This is a genomic window from Psychrobacter sp. UBA6766 (genome assembly GCF_002453355.1).
In the GTDB taxonomy this organism is placed as follows: Bacteria; Pseudomonadota; Gammaproteobacteria; order Pseudomonadales; family Moraxellaceae; genus Psychrobacter.
In genome coordinates this window covers 89,499-111,029 of record NZ_DKGQ01000042.1, presented here as the reverse complement: position 1 = coordinate 111,029, position 21,531 = coordinate 89,499, and the positions used below count along the sequence as shown (strand labels likewise).

General features: G+C 43.4%; 12 protein-coding genes. 3 read left to right on the top strand and 9 right to left on the bottom strand.

The features are described 5' to 3' along the window. Window positions 1-375: 375 nt before the first annotated feature. Window positions 376-1,785 (bottom strand): peptidylprolyl isomerase, encoded by a 1,410-nt coding sequence (locus B4K26_RS09615; RefSeq protein WP_296245160.1) that lies wholly within the window; start codon window positions 1,783-1,785, stop codon window positions 376-378. Window positions 1,786-1,978: 193 nt separating this feature from the next. Next, window positions 1,979-5,128, bottom strand: a complete 3,150-nt coding sequence (gene lptD / locus B4K26_RS09610; protein ID WP_296245157.1) for an LPS assembly protein LptD — start codon at window positions 5,126-5,128, stop codon at window positions 1,979-1,981. Window positions 5,129-5,493: 365 nt separating this feature from the next. Here lptD and B4K26_RS09605 point away from each other — a divergent pair, with 365 nt between their 5' ends. Then, window positions 5,494-6,609: an aminoglycoside phosphotransferase family protein gene (locus B4K26_RS09605; protein WP_296245152.1), complete on the top strand. Its 1,116-nt coding sequence runs from the start codon at window positions 5,494-5,496 to the stop codon at window positions 6,607-6,609. A gap of 108 nt (window positions 6,610-6,717) precedes the next feature. Next, window positions 6,718-7,446 carry an N-acetylmuramate alpha-1-phosphate uridylyltransferase MurU gene (gene murU, locus B4K26_RS09600; protein WP_296245150.1) on the top strand — a complete coding sequence of 243 codons (729 nt, stop codon included), beginning with the start codon at window positions 6,718-6,720 and terminating at the stop codon, window positions 7,444-7,446. Window positions 7,447-7,547: 101 nt separating this feature from the next. Here murU and B4K26_RS09595 read toward each other — a convergent pair whose 3' ends face one another. The 7 genes from B4K26_RS09595 to B4K26_RS09565 all read right to left on the bottom strand — a co-directional run bounded on the left by B4K26_RS09595 (window position 7,548) and on the right by B4K26_RS09565 (window position 17,514). Further along, window positions 7,548-7,664, bottom strand: a complete 117-nt coding sequence (locus B4K26_RS09595; RefSeq protein ID WP_296245147.1) for a DUF2474 domain-containing protein — start codon at window positions 7,662-7,664, stop codon at window positions 7,548-7,550. 36 nt (window positions 7,665-7,700) lie between these two features. Then, entirely contained in the window at window positions 7,701-8,717 is a 1,017-nt protein-coding gene (gene cydB, locus B4K26_RS09590) for a cytochrome d ubiquinol oxidase subunit II (protein ID WP_296245145.1), read from the bottom strand. After that, complete coding sequence (locus B4K26_RS09585) at window positions 8,717-10,222, bottom strand: cytochrome ubiquinol oxidase subunit I (RefSeq protein WP_409521354.1); 1,506 nt, start codon at window positions 10,220-10,222, stop codon at window positions 8,717-8,719. The genes cydB and B4K26_RS09585 overlap by 1 nt, the downstream gene beginning before the upstream one ends. Window positions 10,223-10,785: 563 nt before the next feature. Further along, the gene (locus tag B4K26_RS09580; protein ID WP_296245143.1) at window positions 10,786-13,362 is read right to left on the bottom strand and encodes an esterase/lipase family protein; all 2,577 of its coding nucleotides are present in this window, start codon (window positions 13,360-13,362) and stop codon (window positions 10,786-10,788) included. Window positions 13,363-13,855: 493 nt separating this feature from the next. Then, window positions 13,856-15,094: a hypothetical protein gene (locus tag B4K26_RS09575; RefSeq protein ID WP_296245140.1), complete on the bottom strand. Its 1,239-nt coding sequence runs from the start codon at window positions 15,092-15,094 to the stop codon at window positions 13,856-13,858. 238 nt (window positions 15,095-15,332) lie between these two features. After that, window positions 15,333-15,971 carry a 2-polyprenyl-3-methyl-6-methoxy-1,4-benzoquinone monooxygenase gene (coq7, locus tag B4K26_RS09570; RefSeq protein WP_409521356.1) on the bottom strand — a complete coding sequence of 213 codons (639 nt, stop codon included), beginning with the start codon at window positions 15,969-15,971 and terminating at the stop codon, window positions 15,333-15,335. Window positions 15,972-16,173: 202 nt separating this feature from the next. Then, entirely contained in the window at window positions 16,174-17,514 is a 1,341-nt protein-coding gene (locus B4K26_RS09565) for an MFS transporter (protein WP_296245134.1), read from the bottom strand. A 326-nt stretch (window positions 17,515-17,840) separates the two neighbouring features. On the opposite strand from B4K26_RS09565, the gene B4K26_RS09560 reads away from it, so the two are divergent. Continuing rightward, window positions 17,841-21,449 (top strand): BamA/TamA family outer membrane protein, encoded by a 3,609-nt coding sequence (locus B4K26_RS09560; protein ID WP_296245131.1) that lies wholly within the window; start codon window positions 17,841-17,843, stop codon window positions 21,447-21,449. Window positions 21,450-21,531: the final 82 nt, after the last annotated feature.

Here is a 21,531-nt window from a genome sequence, read left to right as displayed (position 1 = left end):
AACGAAGCGATTAGGATGTAAGCAAATGCTTACGTTAAATAAGGTCTTTAGCCTCTAGTCGTCTCCCGTCAATTAACCTAGAATACAACCATCAACACAAGGATACGCAAGGATGCAGTGTTGAGGCAGTAACGATAAAAGCACAGGTCAGCCCGCTGTCTTATAGGTTACTGTTTATGACTTAGGATGAGTCAACACGGAAGAGATAATAACAACAATATGAAACGCCATAGCCCTGAACCCATCGCCCTAGGTTCGGGGCTTTTCTTTGTGTATTGGTATTAATAAATGCTTTAAATAGTAAAAAGGGCAGACGCATCGGCATCTACCCTTCTTTTATACAATACGTTCGCTTTCTTATCCGATGATCAACAGCTAACCAAGTATTTGGATATAAGCGCCTGCTTGTAGTTCTTGTAGCCAATCTTCTTTGGCTTGCGGAGCAAGACGCTGATACAGTGCTTGACGCGCCATATTACGACGGTACTCATCGCTGACATCTTGTTCACGTTTGCCTTCGACTTTCAAGATGTGCCAACCAAACTGAGTTTTGAAGGGGGCAGAATAATCACCAACCGCGGTGTTTTTCATCATGACTTCAAACGGCCCAATCATCTCATCCTGACTAACCCAATCTAAATCACCGCCACGACCAGCTGAGCCGGGATCGTCTGAATAAGTCGATGCTAAACTAGCGAAATCAGCGCCTTTGCGTAACTGTTCGTAGAGGTCATTAATTTTTTGCTCAGCCAAGGCATCGGTTTGTAACTCATCAACTTTTACTAGAATATGACGCGTATGCCACTGCGGTACAAGCATAGTATCGCTGGATTTTTTGTCAGCCAATTTGATAATATCAATCCCTTCAGGAGTCACTAACGGAGCGCTCACGGCGCCGACTTCGAGCTTAGTGATTTCGCTCGCAAGCTCAGTCGGTAGAGCCGCGGCTTTATGAAATCCCATGTCGCCACCTTGCAACTGAATAGGATAGCTACCTTGACTTGCTGCAATAGCTTCCGTTACATCGACATTGGGCGCCTGCAATCGTGCACGTAGGCGCTGCGCGACTTTTAGTGCTTCATCACGCTGGGCGTCCGACAATCGGCTATAGTCATCCACGTAGGGTACACGAACATGAATGGTTTGATATTCGCTTTGATTTAAGCGTTTGGCTTCAGGAGAGGCTAAAAATGCATCGATATCTTGTTCGCTAATACGCACACGGCTTGCGATTTGACGCTGCTGTAATGCTTGAATTGCAGCATCTTCAATTAATTGTGCGCGTAGAGTGGCATAGCTACCCGGTTTCGCACTATCTAAACGTTGCTGTAGCTCACCAATGCTATTTAGCCCTTCTGTTTGGGCGATTTGAGCCAGACGTTGATTAATCGCTGCTTCATCAGGGTTTAATCCAATTCGCTTGACCATTGAAAGCTGTAATTCACGCAAGATGAGCGCATTTAATACTTCAGACTGGAGCTGGGCTGAATTGGCAATCGGTTCACCCACTGCTTGAGCACGCGCTTGGGTTTGCGCCATAGCAGCGATTAAATCGCTTTTTAAGATAGCATTTTCGTTGACCAATGCAATGATGCCATCTGTGCTATTGGCAGGCGTCAAACGTGCGGTGCTATTTTGCTGAGTGCCAGCATCAACTTTTGCGGCTGAAGCTTTTGCAGGCTTAACGGTGGCTGCTTGCGCACTCAGGCTCAGAGCAATAGCGCCTGTCATACCCATAGAAAGCAATACAGCTCGGCTCGTTTGACGTAAAGAAAAAAATCTCATGATGCTCCTCATCAATGTCATTGCATCGGATGGTAATCGGTTAAGCCTATTGACGTTACTGTTAATAGTGAAGTAGCGGCTATGGCTGTTTATAATAGGGTTCAAACAATGTTATATGCTGTTATATCACAAGTGGTACTTTATACATAAACCATCTATCATACTTTAATCTGACTGTACATGTGATGCTTTATTAATCCTTCCATGCGCTTTGAACTGGCTCAAATCCTAACACTTTGTCAGCAAGTAAGCGCGTTAAGCGACTGCTACCGCTACCGCTACCAAGACCATTGAGTCTGATTTCTGCCATAATCGCCTGTGTGGGTTTGTCTTTGATGTTTAAGTCATTATAGTAACGACGACCATAAACTGCAAAACCAAAACAGCAATCCTCATAATCAACGCCGACTAACGAATCAAGCATCTTATTACGATTATAATCATACTGACCCTGCGCCAATACGCGCCAGTTATTATTAACCGGGAAAATCGCCGATGCTGTAAATGCCGATAAAGGTAATTGATCGGTGTTTTCATCACGCATACGCTTCACAAAACCGACGTTAAATAAGCTGTTATCGGACGGCTGATAACGCAGCTCAGTAGTGATATAGTTTAAATCATAGCTTTTGGTCAGGGCGCCACTCATATCGACCCAGACGTTATTGTAAGGTTGCGTACTGGTATCCCATACCAATCCGGATGAAGAGGACGTTAATACTGGTTTTTCACCATCGAGAGTCACGCGTCCATCGTCGATATAAAACTGCTCTGCAATGCTACCATCAAAACGTGTCACCCCCGTTGCATCGATGTAACGATAATTAATACCTGGTGTAAAGGCATGCAAGTCTTGCAGGCGGTCATGGCCTAAAAACCAACTGTCCGAAAACAGTTGCTCATAGTTGATAGAAGCGATACGAGTATTGAAGTTAGGAATATCGTTTTGGTCTTTATAGGGCGAGTAGGTGTACTTTAAGCGCGGACTGAGTAAACGATACCCGCCCAAGGTATCGTCAAAGGCACCAAAAGGTGAGCCTGCTTGATAAAAGTGCAAACCAGCGTCAACGCTGACTTGTGGCACAAACACCGATTGATTACCATCGTCTTTGCTCAGATCGTTATCCGCTAAACTGTCTTCATCATAAGATGTATACAGATGCTGTAAGCTAATCTTAGGTTTAATATAGCCCCAAGATTTTTCCATTGGATAAACGGCGCTCAGCTTATTATAAAATCGCGTGCCACTTTTCTCATTTTCAGAACCATCATCGATGGACTTTTTAAAATAAGCGGAGTCACTTACGCCCGTAATATCAAAGCTCTTTGCCCACGGCAGGCGATAATCAAGTTTGAGCTGCGGCAAGCGCGAGTAGGGCTTATCTTTGTCTTGTAATGGCTGCCCATTATTATTAAAAGCATCGAGCGTTTGGAAGGTTTCAACTTTTAATTCACCATTGACATAATCATTATAATAATTAACTCGAGCACGGCGCGGTAGGTTTAAAGTATTGTCGGACAAACCTAACGTATCAAAATCGTTGAGATAATCGGCATCAGACACATAGCTGTATTTTGCATCACCACTTAAACGTGGGATGCTGCTAGATGACCAATAATGATCATAAAAAAAGCTACTGCGATCTTCGCCGTCATATTCTCTGTCATTTGGCAGATAAGAACCGTTAAAAACCCCTTCGCCATAATCCTCAGTTAAATAGCGGAACTCACCTGAGAGCATGGGGTTACGATTGGTATAAACTCGGGTATTAAGGGTGGCGTCGTAGTTGGGCGCTAAATTAAAGTAATAAGGCACGTCAACTTCAAGACCGCTTTCACTACCAACACTCGCGCTGGGCAATAAAAAGCCACTACTACGACGATTGTCTATAGGAAAGTTAAAATAGGGTAAATAAAATATTGGAACATCAGCGATACGGAAGGTCGTATTGTAAGCTTCACCGCGGCCGGTTTCGGTATCTAAATCGATACTTTTGGCATCAAACTGCCATTTGCGGTTGGTCGGTGGGCAAGTACTAAACATCACCTCATCAAGCTCATACTGCGTTTCGTTAGGGCGATTTAAGCGCTTGGCATAGCCGTGTGCTTGCAGCTCTACGCTGGCAAAAGCCACGTCCTCAGCCGTTGATTGGCCAGTTTCAGTATTATAGTTTAAGCTGTCTGCAACACCGATAAGACCACCTGTCGACGCTTTATCGGTAAGGCTGGCTTTATTATTTCGGACATTGTTGTTTTGAACACGGCTAGATTGCGATGAGCCAGCGGCGTTTTTATTTTGCCCCGTCGCTTGATCAGTAAACATCACTTTACCTTGCGCGGCCGCTACATTGTTATTCAAGTCGAGAACGATTTTTTCCGCTTCGATGTGCTGCGTACCTTGGTCGACAATAACATTACCTGAGAGCTCAGCATAATCGACATTATCATAATAGCCATAATCCGACTCTGCAAATAATGGCGCTTGGTTATTAGGAATGCCGTTTAAGTTAGGAGCTGGCTGACCATTGCTTGTGCCCGTTTCATTAACAGCGCGCTGGTAGTTAGGATTTTTCTTAGGATAGACCCATTGGCCTTCGCAGCGCTGAGCACTATCGACACTATTTGGTAGGAGCTTTAAGTCGTTGCCTACAGGGGCAATGGTCTGGGTAGTAAGTGTATTTTGCATATCCTCTTGCTGAGAGCTTGCAGAGTTATCATTGTTGGTATTATTTAACGTTGACGGATCTGTATCGGGCGTCAATTCGTAAAATTCCGCCAAACGCATCAGACTGTCTTGAATACTGTCATCATCAGTATTAACGTGGCGTTTATTGGTTTTAGTGGTAGTTTCTGCTGTATTACGATTATTAACGGGCGCAGTGGTACCGTTTGCTTTAGTAGAATTATTGCTGGGATTAATACTGTCACTGCTGTCATTAATTGCCGTAATGTCTAGACTGCCATTATCGACTGCGTCATCATTATTAAAAATAGGAGTAGTTGCGATTTTACTATTTGTATTAGTAGCTATATTTTGGGTTTGACTGTCATTTTCTTTAAAGGCAGTGCTTTTACCGCTAACATTTTCAGAGTTGGCATTTTTATTGTCATTATCTTGCGTACGATTGCGTTGATAACGAATATCTTGATTCACACGGTTATGAGCATCAGGCGCGACCTCAGCGTTATAATTACTAGCGTTGTCGGTGACCAATGGCTCAGTCAGCGGTGCATCAACGTTGTTGTCGATAGTATTAAGAGCCGCACTGACCGTCAGGCTGGATAAGCCCAAGGCGCCAAATAAAATCAAACGGATGCTTTGGTAAAGCGGAGAGTATAACAAGGGCACACCTATGATTGTAGAGCCTATTGGATTGCGATCGTTGGATTTCTGGCCATATTTTAGCGCTATTTAACGGCGAATAAACCAGTCATTTAGACGATAATCTCGAAAATCAGAACGTTTTACATATAATGACGACTAATCATAGTCAAAAAAAACCAAATCAGCTACACTATTTACTAAAATTTATAACATAGCAGATTATATAGACTTTCTCACTGCTTCATAGTACGTAGAGTTTGAATGATTAATCTGCTTAAAGCCGCTGCGTTGGTCAATCGCACGCCCATTATTTTAGCAACTATTTACCACCCATATCACTAATTTAGTCGTTGATGACTGATATTTACTTTGCGATACTTTTTATGACGAATAAAACCCTGTTAGAACATAGTGTAGACGTTACTCGCCAACAGCAGTTAGAGCAATGGCTACAAGAGGTATTTACCAATCAAAAAATTACTCTTGATAGTCTGCCTGGTGATGCCAGCGCGCGTCAATATCACCGTATCCAGTTACTTGATAATGATGATGTAGGGACTGGTCACTATGAAACTGGGCGCTATATTGTCATGGATTCGGCTGATGAACAAGACGCTTTGCAGCAGTTTATTAATGTCGCAAAGCTGATGTCATCAGCAATCAATGTACCGACGCTCGTTGCTCAAGACGTTGCAAAAGGCTTTTTAGTGTTGCAAGATTTTGGCGCCGTAGAGTTTGCTCATCTGCTGGTTGATGCGCCAGCCGCTCAGGTGAATGATTATTATCAATTGGCGATGCGTACTTTGGTTGCCTTGCAAGCGCTGTCAGTAGCGACTGCAAAAACGGATTATCAATTGCCTGATTACGATACGGCACTATTGACCCGTGAGATGGATTTGTTTAGCGAATGGTTTATCCCCTATATTGGCGTTGAGCTTGAACAATCGCTTTGGGAGAACCTTAAATCGGCTTTGATAACCGAGATTTTGTCACAACCGCAGGTCATTGTGCATCGCGACTATCACAGCCGCAATTTGATGCAAGACCAAGCGGATCATTCGCGCTTGGGGGTGATTGACTTTCAAGATGCGGTGATAGGTTCGTATACCTATGATTTGGTATCGTTAATACGCGATGCCTATGTCGAATGGCCAGAGAGTCAAGTGTCAAGCTGGATTCAGGACTGTTGGCAATTGCAAAAACAGGCCGGGCTTGCAACCGCTGATAATACTGCTCAGTTTGAAAACGATGTCAATGTGATGGGCGTACAACGGCATTTAAAAGTGCTGGGTATTTTTATCCGCTTGTTTGAACGTGATGGAAAAAATCGCTATTTGGCTGATATTCCAAAAGTCATGCGTGATTTAATCTTTGAGCTAGAGTGGCTTGCAGAGTATGGCAGTCATGATATGCAACAAGCGGTCATTCCTTTTAATGAATGGCTGCGAGAGTCTATCTTGCCTGCTTATCAAAATAAATTTGCCCAGCAATACGTTTAAATAAGATTAAAAAAGTCAAAGCGTTTACAGTATTGACGGTTTGCACTTATCTAAAACGGTCAATGGTTAAAAAATAGGCAACAATACAGTTAACAACAAGGAGCGTGTATGTCGGTAATAACGCAAGCAATGATTTTGGCGGCTGGTAAGGGTACGCGCCTGCGTCCTTTAACGCTTGAGACGCCAAAGCCTTTGGTTGAAGTAGGCGGACAGCCGCTCATTGTCTGGCATATTAAAGCGCTTCAGGCTGCTGGCATTGTTGATATTACTATTAATGCGTCATGGCTTTCGGATAAGCTGATGCAGACGTTGGGTTATGGTGCAGAGTATGGCGTGACGCTGCATTGGTCGGTTGAGGACGATGAGCCGCTTGAAACGGCTGGTGGCATTTTTAATGCGCTACAAACAGGCAAGCTGCGCGATGAGCCTTTTATCTTAGTAAACTCTGACGTTTGGACAACCTATGATTTTGCTCAGCTGCAGGACTATAAGCTGGGGCCTGACCAACTTGCCCATTTGTTATTGATTGATAATCCTGATCATAATAATGGTGGCGACTTCGCTATCAATAATGGACTGGCGAGCGAGCAGCCAATTGCCGACGCTGACAAATATACCTTTGCCGGTATCAGCGTTGTCTCGCCTAGATTGGTTGATGGGCTGGTATCAGGGCAACCTGCAGCGCTTGCGCCATTATTAAAACAAGCCATGCTAAAGTTTCAAATTACCGCTGAGGTGATTAAAGACAATTGGATAGACGTCGGTACGCCTGAGCGCTTAGCACAGGTTAATGAATTTATCGAAAGTCACAGCGTTGATAATCATCGCGGTGCATAAGCGGTCACTATTATAGATAAACGTAGAAATAAAAAAAGCAGTGCTAAGTCATTAACGCTGCTTTTTTAGGCCTATAAGTGTGATAAAAATAGTGAGATGTTTTAAACACCCATTGCCAATTTTATTAATTGAGCGACGGTAAACACAACCAAAAAACCAGCGAGATATAAGCCAATAAACCATGCCCATTGTGACTGTTTTTTACTGAGCTTTTTCACATTGAACTCCTGAAAAATTAGGATCTAGAATACTGATTAATACATGTGCTCATGGTTGGTTTTACCTTTAAAAGTATAATAAGCAAAAGCTGTATAACTTAAGATAATTGGCAACATAATACCGGCGCCGATTAGCATAAAGGAGAGCGAAGTATCAGCCGCTGCCGCCTCATAAATGGTCATCTGATACGGTACGATATAGGGGAATATCGCCATACAAACCCCGATATAACCCATCAAAAACAATGCAACGGTTAATAAAAATGGACGATATTCACGCTCAGTGGTTAAATCTTTACGCATAAAGAAGAATAAGAGCAACACGATAACCGGCATAGGAGCAAGGTACAACAAACCTGGTAAGCTAAACCAACCTTCAAGCGCTTCGATATCTGAAAAATACATAAATATCGTGACCGCAATCATTGCGACGATTAAGGCCGTGAGCAGCCAACCTGAAACTTTACGCGCCCACACTTGTAGTGTGTGTTCGGTTTTGATAATCAGCCAAGTAGAACCAAGTAGCGCATAACCAATTAATAGTGCAAAGCCGCACATGATAGAGAAAGGTGAGAACCAATCGAAAGGACCGCCCGTATACAGACGATTACTTGCTTCTAAACCTTGTACTAGCGCCCCCAGCATAATGCCTTGGGTAAAAGTAGCGACGACAGAGCCAATAAAAAAGAAACCGTCCCAAACATAGCGATGCGCCGTTGCTTTAAAACGAAATTCAAATGCCACACCGCGCATAATTAAGCCAAACAGCATAAAGATAACCGGTAAATAAAGACCGCTCATAATGATGCCGTAGGCGACAGGAAAGGCGGCGAACAAACCTCCACCGCCAAGTACCAACCAAGTCTCGTTACCATCCCAAAAAGGGGCAATAGAGTTCATCATTCGGCTACGATTTTTATCAGAGCCGGCAAACGGGAATAAGATACCGCAGCCCAAATCAAAACCATCCAGTAAGACGTAGATAAAAACTGATAGAGCAATCAATCCGCCCCAAATTAAGGGTAAATCTAATACATCACCATAATTAAACATTAGCGTAACCCTCCCTCATCGACGTCGTCAGCAGGTTCTTCCAAGCCTTCATCATGCCCTTTGGTTTTATCAGAGGCATGCTTATCACCGCTCAAGGTACGTCCTTGCGCTTCAGTGACAGAATGATCATAAAAATGATCGTCCGACGGATCTTCGTACGGCTTAGGTCCTTGCGCAATAAGACGCAGAATATAAAAACTGCCCGCGCCAAAAACAAAGGCATATAGAACGATAAAGCCAATTAAAGTTGTCGCAACTTGTTGAGCTGCAACAGGTGACATGCTTTCAGCAGTACGAATGACTTCATATACTGTATAGGGCTGACGACCCGTTTCGGTCACAAACCAGCCTGCAAGCAAGGCTACAAATCCAAGCGGCGTCATCATCATCCACGCACGGTGGAAGAGTTTACTCTCAGGATTGAACTGCTGTTTTTTAAAGTATTTATAAAGGCTAAATAAACCAATGAGCAACATCAGCATGCCAATACCAACCATGATACGAAATGCCCAAAATACGATAATAACGGGCGGCTGATCTTCTGGCGCCCAATTTTTAAGCCCTTTGACTTCGCCATCAAACGAGTGGGTCAGGATTAGACCAGATAGATAAGGAATACTGACTTCGTATTTATTGGTTTGGTTTTCTTGATCTGGAATGCCAAATAGTACTAATGGTGCGCCGCGCGCATCTTCCCATAGACCTTCCATCGCCGCTACTTTAGCTGGTTGGTGCTCAAGGGTATTTAGACCATGCATGTCACCGATAAGTACCTGCGTTGGCGCAACAAATATTGCCATAATCATCGCCATACCTAGCATTACCCGGCCATGTTGCCGATGTTCTTGATGTTTTTTGGACTGTAGATAATAAGCACCAATACCGCCAACGACAAATGCAGTGGTTAAGAATGCTGCCGTCATCATATGAGCATAACGATAAGGGAACGAAGGATTAAAGATAATCTCGAGCCAATTAGTGGGATATAACAGGCCATCAGCACCCAGCATAAAACCTTGTGGTGTTTGCATAAAGCTGTTGGCCGCTAAAATCCAAAATCCTGATATCATCGTACCGATGGCGACGATGGCGGTGGAGGCAAAATGCATGCGTTTGCTCACCCGTCCCCAACCAAATAGCATGATGCCTAAAAAAGAAGCTTCTAGGAAAAACGCCGTCAATACCTCAAAAGCCAGTAAGGGTCCTAGAACATTACCCGCTCTATCAGAAAAGACGGCCCAGTTGGTTCCGAACTGGTAGGACATGACAACACCAGATACCACGCCTAACCCAAAAACGACGGCAAAGATCTTGACCCAGTGTTTGTATACTTCAACATAAATAGGCTCGCCAGTCTTAAGCCAGCGAAACTCAAGAACGGTCAGCCAACTGGCAAGACCGATAGAAAAAGCAGGAAAGATAATATGCCATGAGATAACAAAGGCGAATTGAATACGCGCAAGCAACAACGCATCCATTTGATCAATCATAAATGTAGCGAACATAAACGGTTACCCTTATCTGTTAGCTGAATAGCGCTGGCTTCCATGATACGCTCAAGTAACTGTCCGTAACCGTCCATCAATCAAGGCGCTTATTGTTACAGACAATCGCTAATTATAGTTAGCGGGAAATGTAATTAAGATAAAAAATTTAGCTAACATAGCTTTAATAACAGCGATGCTTTAGTAACCACTATATTGTAATAATCACTACTTTTTTAGCAATTACTCTGCTGTCAAACTCACATACTGTAGGAGCTACTATTTAGCTAAAGTAAATAATTTACTTCCTTATAAACTATTAAATATTCATCGAATGACGGTTTCATTAATATTAAATATTTAAGTATTATGCGCCTGACCATGCCCACACGCAAGTTGCACAAGTGTGTTATTGCACACCTATGCGTCATAAATCACTTACAATCTTAGCCAATAAAATTTTAAATAACAGGCATTGTTTAACTAATGTTATCAATAGATACCAAACAGTAATATAAAAAAACAATTTATAATAATGAGCTTTTGAACTATTGAACTATTTATAAAGATAAGATATATTAAGATTAATTCTTATCTTGCTGCTGTAATTGCTGATGCAAAATACGGCGTAAAGTCAAAATAGTCTGGGGGTTTTCTTGAATACTGTGACCACCGTTAATAACCGTCTCTGATGCCGCCCCGTCGAGGTGGGCACTGGTGTAGGGGACAATACCATCTGATAGGCGTTCTGTGAGCGCTTGCCCAATCTCTCCATCGACTGTCACTGCGGCAACCAGCGGTTTACCGGGCAATGTGTCGCTATCCGTCAAGAGCTCATTGGTATTATCGGCATTGATAACGTCATATGTATGATCATCCTCAGCTATCTCTTCAGACAAATCAAGCTTCGCTCCAGCAGGCTGCATTTCCGCTAAACCTCTGGTGATATCGGCATCGTTATTGGCGATGATCGAGTGATAAGTGATGCGGTCGTTGATACGGATGTCTTTGGTTAATTGGATAAAAGACGATTTGTCACTTAATTGGCTGGCACCATTTTGTAGATATAACGCGCCTAGCGGGTTTTGGGCTAAGTCACCTTTTATAGCCAGCGTTGCCAAGTTATCAGTAACCGTCTTCACTAAACCGACGGGTAGATAAACAATGCGGCGTAGCGCGCGAGTAAACCAACGATCAGCGTAATCGGTACCACGAAAAGGCGATGATAAAAATACTGCCGTATCTACTTGGGGCAGGGTTTTAAGCTCAAACCGCTCTTTTAGCTGCTCTTGGCCTGAAGATTGTTTGATCGCCTCACGTATTTGACGTTTTTCATTCATTGACAAGGCATTTTGGTCGTCGAGTCGGTCCAAATCATCGAGCAAGTTTTCATCAGACAGCATCATGCGAGCAATAATACCGCCCATACTGTGACTGATAATGACGCTATTTTTGCTGGCAATATTTTGCCCTGTTGGGTCAGTTTTATCATAGGTAGTATTGATTAGCTTTTGGATTTGATAACGATTTTCTAAAATGGGCAAATTGGTTGGATAAAAAATTTGCCAAACTTGATAGTTATTGCGCAATTTATCGTCATTAAAAATATCGTTGGTTAAATTGACCCACGTAGCTGGGCTCGACGCCAAGCCATGCAGCATAATAATGACGCGCTTATCAGGGTCATAAGGTTCAAGCATAAAGAGTTTGGGTAAACTGGCTTCTTTTTTGCGGGTAATCAGGTTTAAATAGCCGACGCCATCGAGTTGGTTTTCTGCCAGCCATAATCCGTATCCAGCCGAAAAGTTTGCCGCAAGTGGATAATCATCGCCTAAAATACGGGTGCTCTCGCTGCGATAAGGGTTGTATAAATGAATATCAAGCTGTTTGCTACTAAGAGTATCAAGTACACTATCGCCAGCTGGTTTAATCAGCCCCGTCATCAGTAAGTGTCCCGTTGGATAGATGCGCGTACTGGCATCATCACTGTCTAATCGGCTATTTGAATTGCCGTCGATATTACGACCATCATCTTCTTTATTGCTAGCTTTTTGATGGCTGGCTTCCTGATGAAGTCTGCCTGTCCTGTCTGACAATGACGAGATTAATAATTGGCGAATAGTGGTGGTATAGCGATCATCCAATGAAGCAACCAAGCTGATACCCAAACCTGGACGTTTACTGATAGAGTTTAGCCCAGAGAGGCGCAGCTCATAGGTTGAAACCAGATCTGTTAGGGCGGCAGTTTGTTGATTGGCATTTTTAAGGTAGTTATTTTCGTTGGGCAAAAAAACATTGAGATTGTAATTGTCTACTTGCATCTTCATGACTTTGATTTGATCGGTCGGCTTACCGCTTAAGGGCGTCTGATTACTAATCACTGCTTGTTCACTACTATTACGCGTTTCTGCCGCCATTGGCAAGATTGGCAAGTACTCTATCTTACTATCGCCCATCATTTTATTGCTGCCATCAGCCGACTGATAGAGCTGAGTAATAACATCATTATTGGCAGCGTTATAAATGTCTTGGGTTTGAATATCCATCTCGCTTGGAATGCGGCTTGGTATCTGTAGGCGGCTGATGTCTTTATTTGCGCCCTCAAAATCATGCTCTAAACTGTCATAGAATAAATAGGTATAGCTGGATTTGATGGCATCAAAAAGCCGTCCTTGATAACCAACCAAGCAGCTCTCGGTTCTTTTTTGCTGCGCCTTAGCATCAGCGTCGCTTAAAGGTGCGTTGGCATAATAAGGATCGATCGGCGGGCGAGCGAGAGCATTGCGGCAATCTTTAGATTCGCCAAGCTGGCGCGCTTTTGCATAGTGCAATTCGGCAAAAACTGCCAACGCTGAACGATAATGTTCATTTAGCATGCTGTCAGTAAGCTGCGTTAGGCAGAGATCAAACTGCTGCATACAAGCTTTCTCGTTAAGCCCTGCTGACAATAAAACTGAAGCAGTGTCGCTACTAAGCTTATTCTCGGTGACGATATTACCGCGCTGGGCAGCAATGGTCTTCGCTGATGGCTGTTTATTGACAGAAACGGTACTACAAGCAGTCAATAGTGTCATTGCTGCGATCGCCACCAATAAAGATCTAGGCTTATTATTTTTATGGTCCGACGGCGATGTACTATTGGCAGGGTCAGCAAATATCATAGGTAATTCCAGTAATAATAGTCAGCAATGCATCATAAATAAGTGATAAATGTCACGTTTATATACCAGCATGAGTGTAACGTAAGTTGAGTTATTCGACCATTGTAATTGCTATTTTGTATTCGTATATCATGAAATGTCATCGAACAAATGGTAATGAAGCAGAGTGCTACACAAGGAAAAGCGCTCAAATATTTCAGTATTAGAAATATAAGACAATGTTGAAAGTAAAAAGATTATAGGCGAATACTTAGAAATTGGTAGTTCAGTTCATGCCCGTTCAAGGCGATTAATAGTTGAATAGCTAAATAAAGAATATCAACAAATAAGGTAGGAATGGAGAGGTTTGAATCTATATTAGGCACAAAAAAGCGCGCTCAAATCACTAATGATGATAATTGAAACGCGCTTTTTTATTGCTCTTTAGCGATGAGTAAGTGCTAGCTATTATTTTTCTAAACAGCTAAACCAGTAATTCTTAAATAACGATGACTTAAGTACTTGGTTTGATATTAATATCTGGTGCAGGGATATCCCAGATATAGAACTTACCGTCTTCGATAAGCTTAATTTGTTGACGAATAACCGCATTGTCAGGGTTTTGTTGTTCTAAACGGCGTAAGCGCTCTAGCGCTTTATCGCGGCGATCACTTAATAGGTCGGACTGCGCCAAACTTTGCTCAGCTTCGGTATAACCAAGATTGACTGCTTGATCGAGGTATTTTTGCCCTTCTTTAAAGCCGCCGCCTTCTGAGAGCATCATGCCATAGATGAAATTGGCTTCGCCACTATTAGGTTTAAGTTTGATGGCACGGTCGATATATTTTCCGCCGCGTACTGTATATTCTGAACCTAGGTCTAAATTACGTCCCATGCCATTTAGTTTAGCGGCACGAACTAAGACATCATATGAAGCATTTGGCGCTTTGGCATATGGTTCAATCCATTCAGTCATGACTTTGATTTTTTCGCGCGCGTTGTGGCGTTGGGTGCGATTAGGGAAGTTTGGTGGGTAATGGCGCGCATTTGGCGAGACTTCTTTAATAAAATCATCCAGTAAGCTGACGTCGAGTTTATCCGTGCCAAGCCCTTGCTGCTGCGGTATCAGTACGGTAGGGACAAAGCTAATATCTGAAATATTCACTTGCGGCGCTGGGATATTTGGCAGCTGACCACCACGCAAGTCTATACCTGTTGCGGCGATAGGTCCACGCTCATAAACGCGCGTCGTACCAGTCAATTCGGACGTGTCAGGCGTTGGTACGGCTGGTGGCTGGGCAGCGTTTTGCGCCGTATTTAAAGGTACACGGTTTGGTTGTACATCAGCTTGTTGAGCCTTATTTTGTTGTGCGTTAGTTTGTTGCGTATTTTTGGCCTGAGAAAACGTTGGTTGAGCCACGTTATTCTGCTGACCGTCAGTTTGCGAACCAGTATTTTGCTGAGTGGTTTGTTGAACGTTATTTGGTGTCGCATTTACTTGTGCATCAGCTTGAGTTGTGCTGATGGCTGCATTTGGTTTTGCTAGGCGAATGATACGTTTACTAGAATCGATGGCGCTAGGTACTGCTGTGCTGCTCGTAGCGGGCGCTGCAGCGGCTTCTTCAGCTGCATTTACCGGTGCCGATAGCATCATGGCACAGGCAGCTGCTAATGCCGTGAGGGTCGCAAGCTTTGGCGCTTTGTTAGAGTGCGGCGCTTTGCTAGAAATAGAGGTTTGGCTGATGGCTTTCATAAAAATAATTACCTTGTTTAATCGTTATCGTTTACCAGTTATTGTAGTTACTGACTCGTTATCTATTCATCCATTGATTGATCGTCAAGTTTTAGCATTCCGTAAAATCGTACAAATTTTTAATACCCTAGCAAATTAATCTGAGTGCTCACAGTAGTAGGATTGTTAAAAGTAAATAATAACATTCATTGTATCTTTAGCTACTATAACAGAGACCAATCTCAGTATATGGTGCGTATTATAAATGATAAGCCGTCGCTTTCATGCGATTGGCCATCCAGCGCATGGCATGACGCACGGGCGGTGACAATGCCGCGCCGCCATTGGACAGTGCCAGCTCGCGGTGATGTAATTCTTCAATATCCATTTGTGCCAATATCTCTTTGGAACGCAAATCTTGCGGTGGTAATTGCCCAATATGATCTTGCAAATGCTCACTAACTTGCGCTTCCGTTTCTGCGACAAAGCCCAAGCTAAACTCATTAGAAATAGCTCCGGCTACCGCACCAAGACCAAATGACATCCCGTACCATAATGGCGTAAAAATACTAGGATGGCTGCCAAGCTCATCCAAACGTATCTCGCACCATACCAAATGATCAACCTCTTCTTCAGCCGACTGTTGCATGGCTTGCTTGACATTATCGTCCTTTGCCGCAAACGCTTGTCCATGATAAAGCCCTTGCGCGCAGACTTCGCCTGTATGATTGATACGCATTAACCCTGCGACATGACGCGCCTCGGTGATACTCAGCTCAGGAATCTCGTCACTACTCACAGGTAGAGGGCGGGTGCTGGGATTTGAATGCGGTACGACCGCTCGTAATGCCTTGTCCACACCAAGTAATAATTGGTCAATTTTTGATAAAGGACGCAGGGCCATGATTCACTCCTGATGTTATATTTATTATCATTAAAGCTTATGATTAACCGGTTTAAGCTATTTAATTTCTTTTAAAACTGCATGTTTACAAGCTGTTCGGTTTCTTATGAGCCTTACTATATCAAACCACTATATCAAACAATGCAGAATGTCGGCAGCAAAATCATTGGCTCGATGATTCATTTTGCCAAAAAAGCTAATCGTGTCGATTACGTTCGTCATCATGGGTTTGGATGACAGCATGTTTGATATGTTTATTAAGCTTGATATATAAAAATATACCAAAAATAATATTCAATATACCGGTCACTAGAAATAGTTGCGGCAGGTTCAGACCTAACGTATTTAACACCACAATCGAAAAAATTGCCGAGCAAACCATAAAAATGGCGTTGAAAATATTATTAGCGCCAACGATGCGCGCGCGATGACTTTTGGGTGCGTACGCCTGCATAGAGGCATATAAAGGCACGATATATAAGCCGCCACTAAAGCCTAAAAAAAACAAGTCGGCAAACACGCGCCAGCTACCACCCGTTCCCCATAAGTCACTAATACCAAATAATGCTGCCGAATTAACATTGATAGTGAGTCCTGACAAAGAAAAATATAAATCAATGGCAAAAATGCTCAAACCGGCGATACCAAAGGGTAATAAACGTAGACTGACTTGGTTTTTGGTTAAGGATTTACAAAGTAGCGAACCAATCGAGACACCGACCGAAAATAGCGTCAATAAGAAAATCACCACGGACTCATCGCCATGCAAAATGACTTTGCTGAATTCTGGCGTTTGGGTCAAAAACGTTGCACCATAAAACCAAAACCAGCTATTTCCCAAAATGACAAAGAATAAAAAAGGTAACGAGTATAAATAACGCACCGTCGCCATACTGGTGGTAAAGATGTTCCAGTTAATCTTTAGCTCAGGCTGCATCGGTGGCGTGGTCGGAATAAAACGCGCGGCAAAATAACCAATCGCCGCGACAAATAGCACAGTAACACTAATCCAAAATAGCGGCTGCGTGATCTGGGTTAATACGCCAGCGATAATCATACCGAGCAGGATGGCAAGCGAGGTGCCCATTTGAAACAGACCGTTGGCGCCGACCAGCTCATCTTCTTTCATCGCTTGCGGCAAATACGCATACTTAATCGGACCAAAAAACGTCGATTGGGTGCCCATCAAAAACAGCGCCACAAATAAGAGCACATACCATTCAAAAACAAAGCCTACGGCAGCAATGATCATGATGGCTATTTCAAGTAATTTAATCAATCGTGTTAGTTTTGATTTTTCGAACTTATCGGCGATTTGCCCTGCCAATGCCGAAAACAAGAAATATGGCAAGATAAATAACATTGCCGCTAAGTTATTTAAAATACTCACTTCCACGCCCAATTGACTGGCAGCGGTATAAGTTAGCACCAGTATCAACGCTTGCTTAAAAATATTGTCATTAAATGCGCCCAAAAACTGGGTAAAAAACATGGCGCTAAACCGGCGGCGCTGAAATAATTGAAACTGATTGGCCATGAAAATTCCTACAAATGGGTCAGGGCGGTTGGAGTAGAGAAAAAAAGTATGATGCCATTATTGTTATATAAGCAATTCTTAACAGTATCAAAAACTTATCGAAATATAGCGTAGGTTTTATCATTGTTAAGCCGTATAATAGCAAGGCTTTGGTAAAAATACATGCGCACGATGCTATGATTTGATAATTAACTAAGTTATGATTTGTAAATTTTAGCCAACCAAACTTATAACCTTAGCTAACTGCACTACGTTTATTCACCGGTAAAAATGGGCGATAATAATCGACCGCCACCTTGTGCCGCGTGAGGTGATAGGAAATAAATATGACACATCAGCCATCAACTCTAGCGCCCAAATTATCGGTGAGACCGCGCGATGCGTCAAACGCGCCACCTTGCTCAGTTAACCTTGCTCGTCCTGATCATATTAATCGTATGGATAATCGTCGTATTTATTTTACGCGTACGGCGCTGTTTAGTGCGCTGACCACCAGCCTGGTTGGTTTTGGGGCGAGTGTTGGAATTACGCCTACCGCCTTTGCTGCCCCTGATTTAAATAGCAATACCAGCAGTAGCCCGAGTAGCAGCCAACCCATTCAAAATTTCGAAAATAAAGCGACCGCTTGGCAGTCACAAGCACAGCCACCAACGCCCCCTTCTAACTCATCGTCTAAAACCCAGCCTAAACGAGCACTCTCTGATGATGATTATGAAGATAGCCAAATTGATATTGCTTTAGATGCTCTGCGCCTAAAAAAAGCTGTCGAACAAGGCATCATCGATCAATCAGTATTGGACGATTATAGCGAACAAAACTTAGGGATCAAAAATCCTAATGCCAATAAGTCAGAGTCAAATCCTCAGAAAAACGCTACCAGACCAGAATATAACACTGATGATTCCCAGCTTTTAAATGATGATTTTAACGACATTAATTATCTGGATAACGCTCAAGCATTTAACGATAATGCAGATTTAGAGCAGCAAGCGAAAGCCGTACAGCAACAAGGCTATCAGATGATGACGCCTGATGAGATTGACCGTGAGCTGGCGGCGATGGATAGGCAAAACGCTCAGGATATTGATAGTATCAATCAGAGTAATGACGTTAGTAATATCAATGGCAGTCGTCAGAACGATAGCGACTTTCCTAAAAGCGACTTTTCAAAATTGAATACATCGGACACCTTCGATGCACCTGTCGCGACGTTAAATGATATCACTCCGCCAATTGGTCTAGATGTGGATTTGGATGCCACCAATCTGCCAACGCCGAGCAATCTTGAGACGCTAGGTAGAAATGGGAGTGAGACGGCCGCTAAGCAGGCGGAGACGGATGATGTAATGTCGCGTCCTATTAATGTCAGCGACTCGGTTAGTAATAGCACTGTCAATAGCACTGGTGCCAGCGTAGAAATGGATAGCAGTAATATAGAAAATGCTCAGACAGGTAGTATTAATCCTGATAATTATTTGCCGGATTATGAAAACGATACTGAAGCCGTCGAGGAAAGTATCGAGCAAGCAGCAAAACCTAAACCTTTAGCACGAAATAAAAGCAATATCATCAAACGCCTTTATAATCGCTTATTTAATGGCGGTGCCATCGCGCTACCGCGTGTCGAGACGACCGTTTATTTGCAACAAGCAGCACCGGACAATTTAAGCAGCACTACCGAAAACAACACTAAAACTAAAAATAGTGCCAGAAACGCTAAACCAAAACTCATCAAAGCCGATGATGACGCTCAACCCTTTAAGAATATCAAAGCGGCAATCGATGACACCACGGTTCAATCTGTGGTTGATTTTACCGCGGCGCTACCGCGTCTGCGCCAGAGCGCATTAGATGCTGCAAAAGCTGTTGGTTACTATGAGGTGACTTTACGTTTGCGTCAGACCAGTAGCGATACCATTGATGTCATCATTGAGAGGTTAGGTGAGCCGGTACGCGTCGACAGCCGCATTGTTGATATTCGCGGCGAAGGCAGCGAACAAGAAGAATTTGCCACGCTTGAAAAAGATTTACCGCCACAAGAAGGCGATATTTTTAATCATCGCGTTTATAAAGACAGCAAAGCAGCGCTTGAGTCGCTCAGCAATACTTATGGTTACTTTGATCAATATTGGCTGAATAAATCGGTCGATATTATCTTGCCGGATAATACTGCCGATGTGTCTTTGGTTTACAATACCGGTGACCGTTACAAGTTTGATGAAGTGGTATTTTTTACTTATGATAAAGAGTCGGGAACGCTGACGCGCGATCCTGAAAAATTGCCTGTTGAACTGACCTTATTAAAGCAGCTGGTTGGCTTTGAAGAAGGCGAGCCTTTTTATCGTCCTGCAGTAACCAAGTTTAGTAATGATTTATCGGCGACCCGTTATTTTAACACGGTCAACGTCGAGTCAATTTTGCCGCCAGACGAACGCACTGAAAGCACTACCTTGGCTTTTGACAACTCACCCAGTACTAATGACGGTGATAATACGAATGCTGCTGCGGGTACTGTTGATATCAGTAATGCTTCTGGTATAAATAATACTGACCAAAGTGGCGCGGTTATTAACGAAAATGACAGTGAACGCTACGCCAATAGCGGCGAGACGGTCAATCCAGCCGATATCGCTGCCATTGAGTTTGAAGTAGATGAAGAAACTCTGGGTAAGCTGCAAGCGATTAAGCAAAAAGCAGAACGCCTAAGCCGCTTGCCAACCGATCGGGTACTGGATGAAAAAGACCAAGAGTCTAGTAGTATTTTGGGTAAAATCAGCGATTCTATAAGTAATATTGCGCAAAAGATATTTCCTGATGAAAAAAATATTCTTGCCGATGAAAACTTTGTGCCGCCGACGCTTACCGGACGTAAAACCCCTCAAGATGTATTAGAGAATAAAAAAGTGCCGCTGTACGTTTTTGTCTCTGCCAACAAACCACGTGATGCTCAAGTCGGTCTCGGTTATGGTACCGACACTGGGGTACGCGCAACCGCTAAGATAGATTATAATCTGATCAATCGTAAAGGTTATCAAGCAGGAGTGGAGACCGAAGTCTCACGAATCACAAAAAATGTTGCCGTTTATGGCAGTCGACCATGGAAGCATCCATTAAATGATAAGTTGGATGCGCGTTTGACCTATGAAGAAGAGGTCATCGACCAAGGCGAAGGCAATTTTGATTTGTCTACTAAAACCCTAAAAGCGGCGTTGGCGCGTAATATTCGCCGTGAAAGCGGCTGGGATCGTAGCTACTCGGTGCGCTACCGTCTGGATGAGTTAGAGACAGGAGTTGATGAAGCGGAATTGGAAAACCTTCCGATTCGCTTTACTTCCTCTAAACCCAAGCAACAAGCATTATTGTTTGGTTATGGCATGAGTAAGACCGACGTTGATAGTGCCACCAATCCCACTCGCGGTATCCGTCAGTATTACTCGCTTGAAGCAGGTTCAGAAAGCGTGCTCAGCGATACAGACATGGCGATAGCGCGCGCAGGCGTGAGCGGTATTTATAGCTTTGGTGCTGAAGATAAACACCAAGTGCTGGGCAGTTTAAATACCGGTTATATCTGGGCAGATGACTTTTATGAAGTGCCCTATAAGCTGCGCTTCTTTGCGGGCGGCGATCAAAGTATCCGTGGTTATGATTACGAAAGCCTGTCACCGATTGACAAGGGTTATCTGACTGGCGGGCAAATCCTCGCCGTTGGTAGTGCCGAGTATAACTATGAATTTAAGCCAGGTTTCCGTGGGGCAGTTTTCACCGATATTGGTAATGCCTATGACAAAGATTTTGAGACAGACACCAAAGTCGGCGTTGGTGTGGGTATCCGCTGGGCGTCGCCAGTCGGCGTAGTACGTGTCGATGTTGCCGCTGGCGTGACGGAAGAGAGTATCCCTGTTAGACTGCATCTGTTTATCGGGTCGCCTTTATAAACTGCTGCTCATTATACAAATTGAAATTGCTCCTATAAGCACCACTAAAAGTCGTGCCCAATAAAAGCCAATACCGAGTATA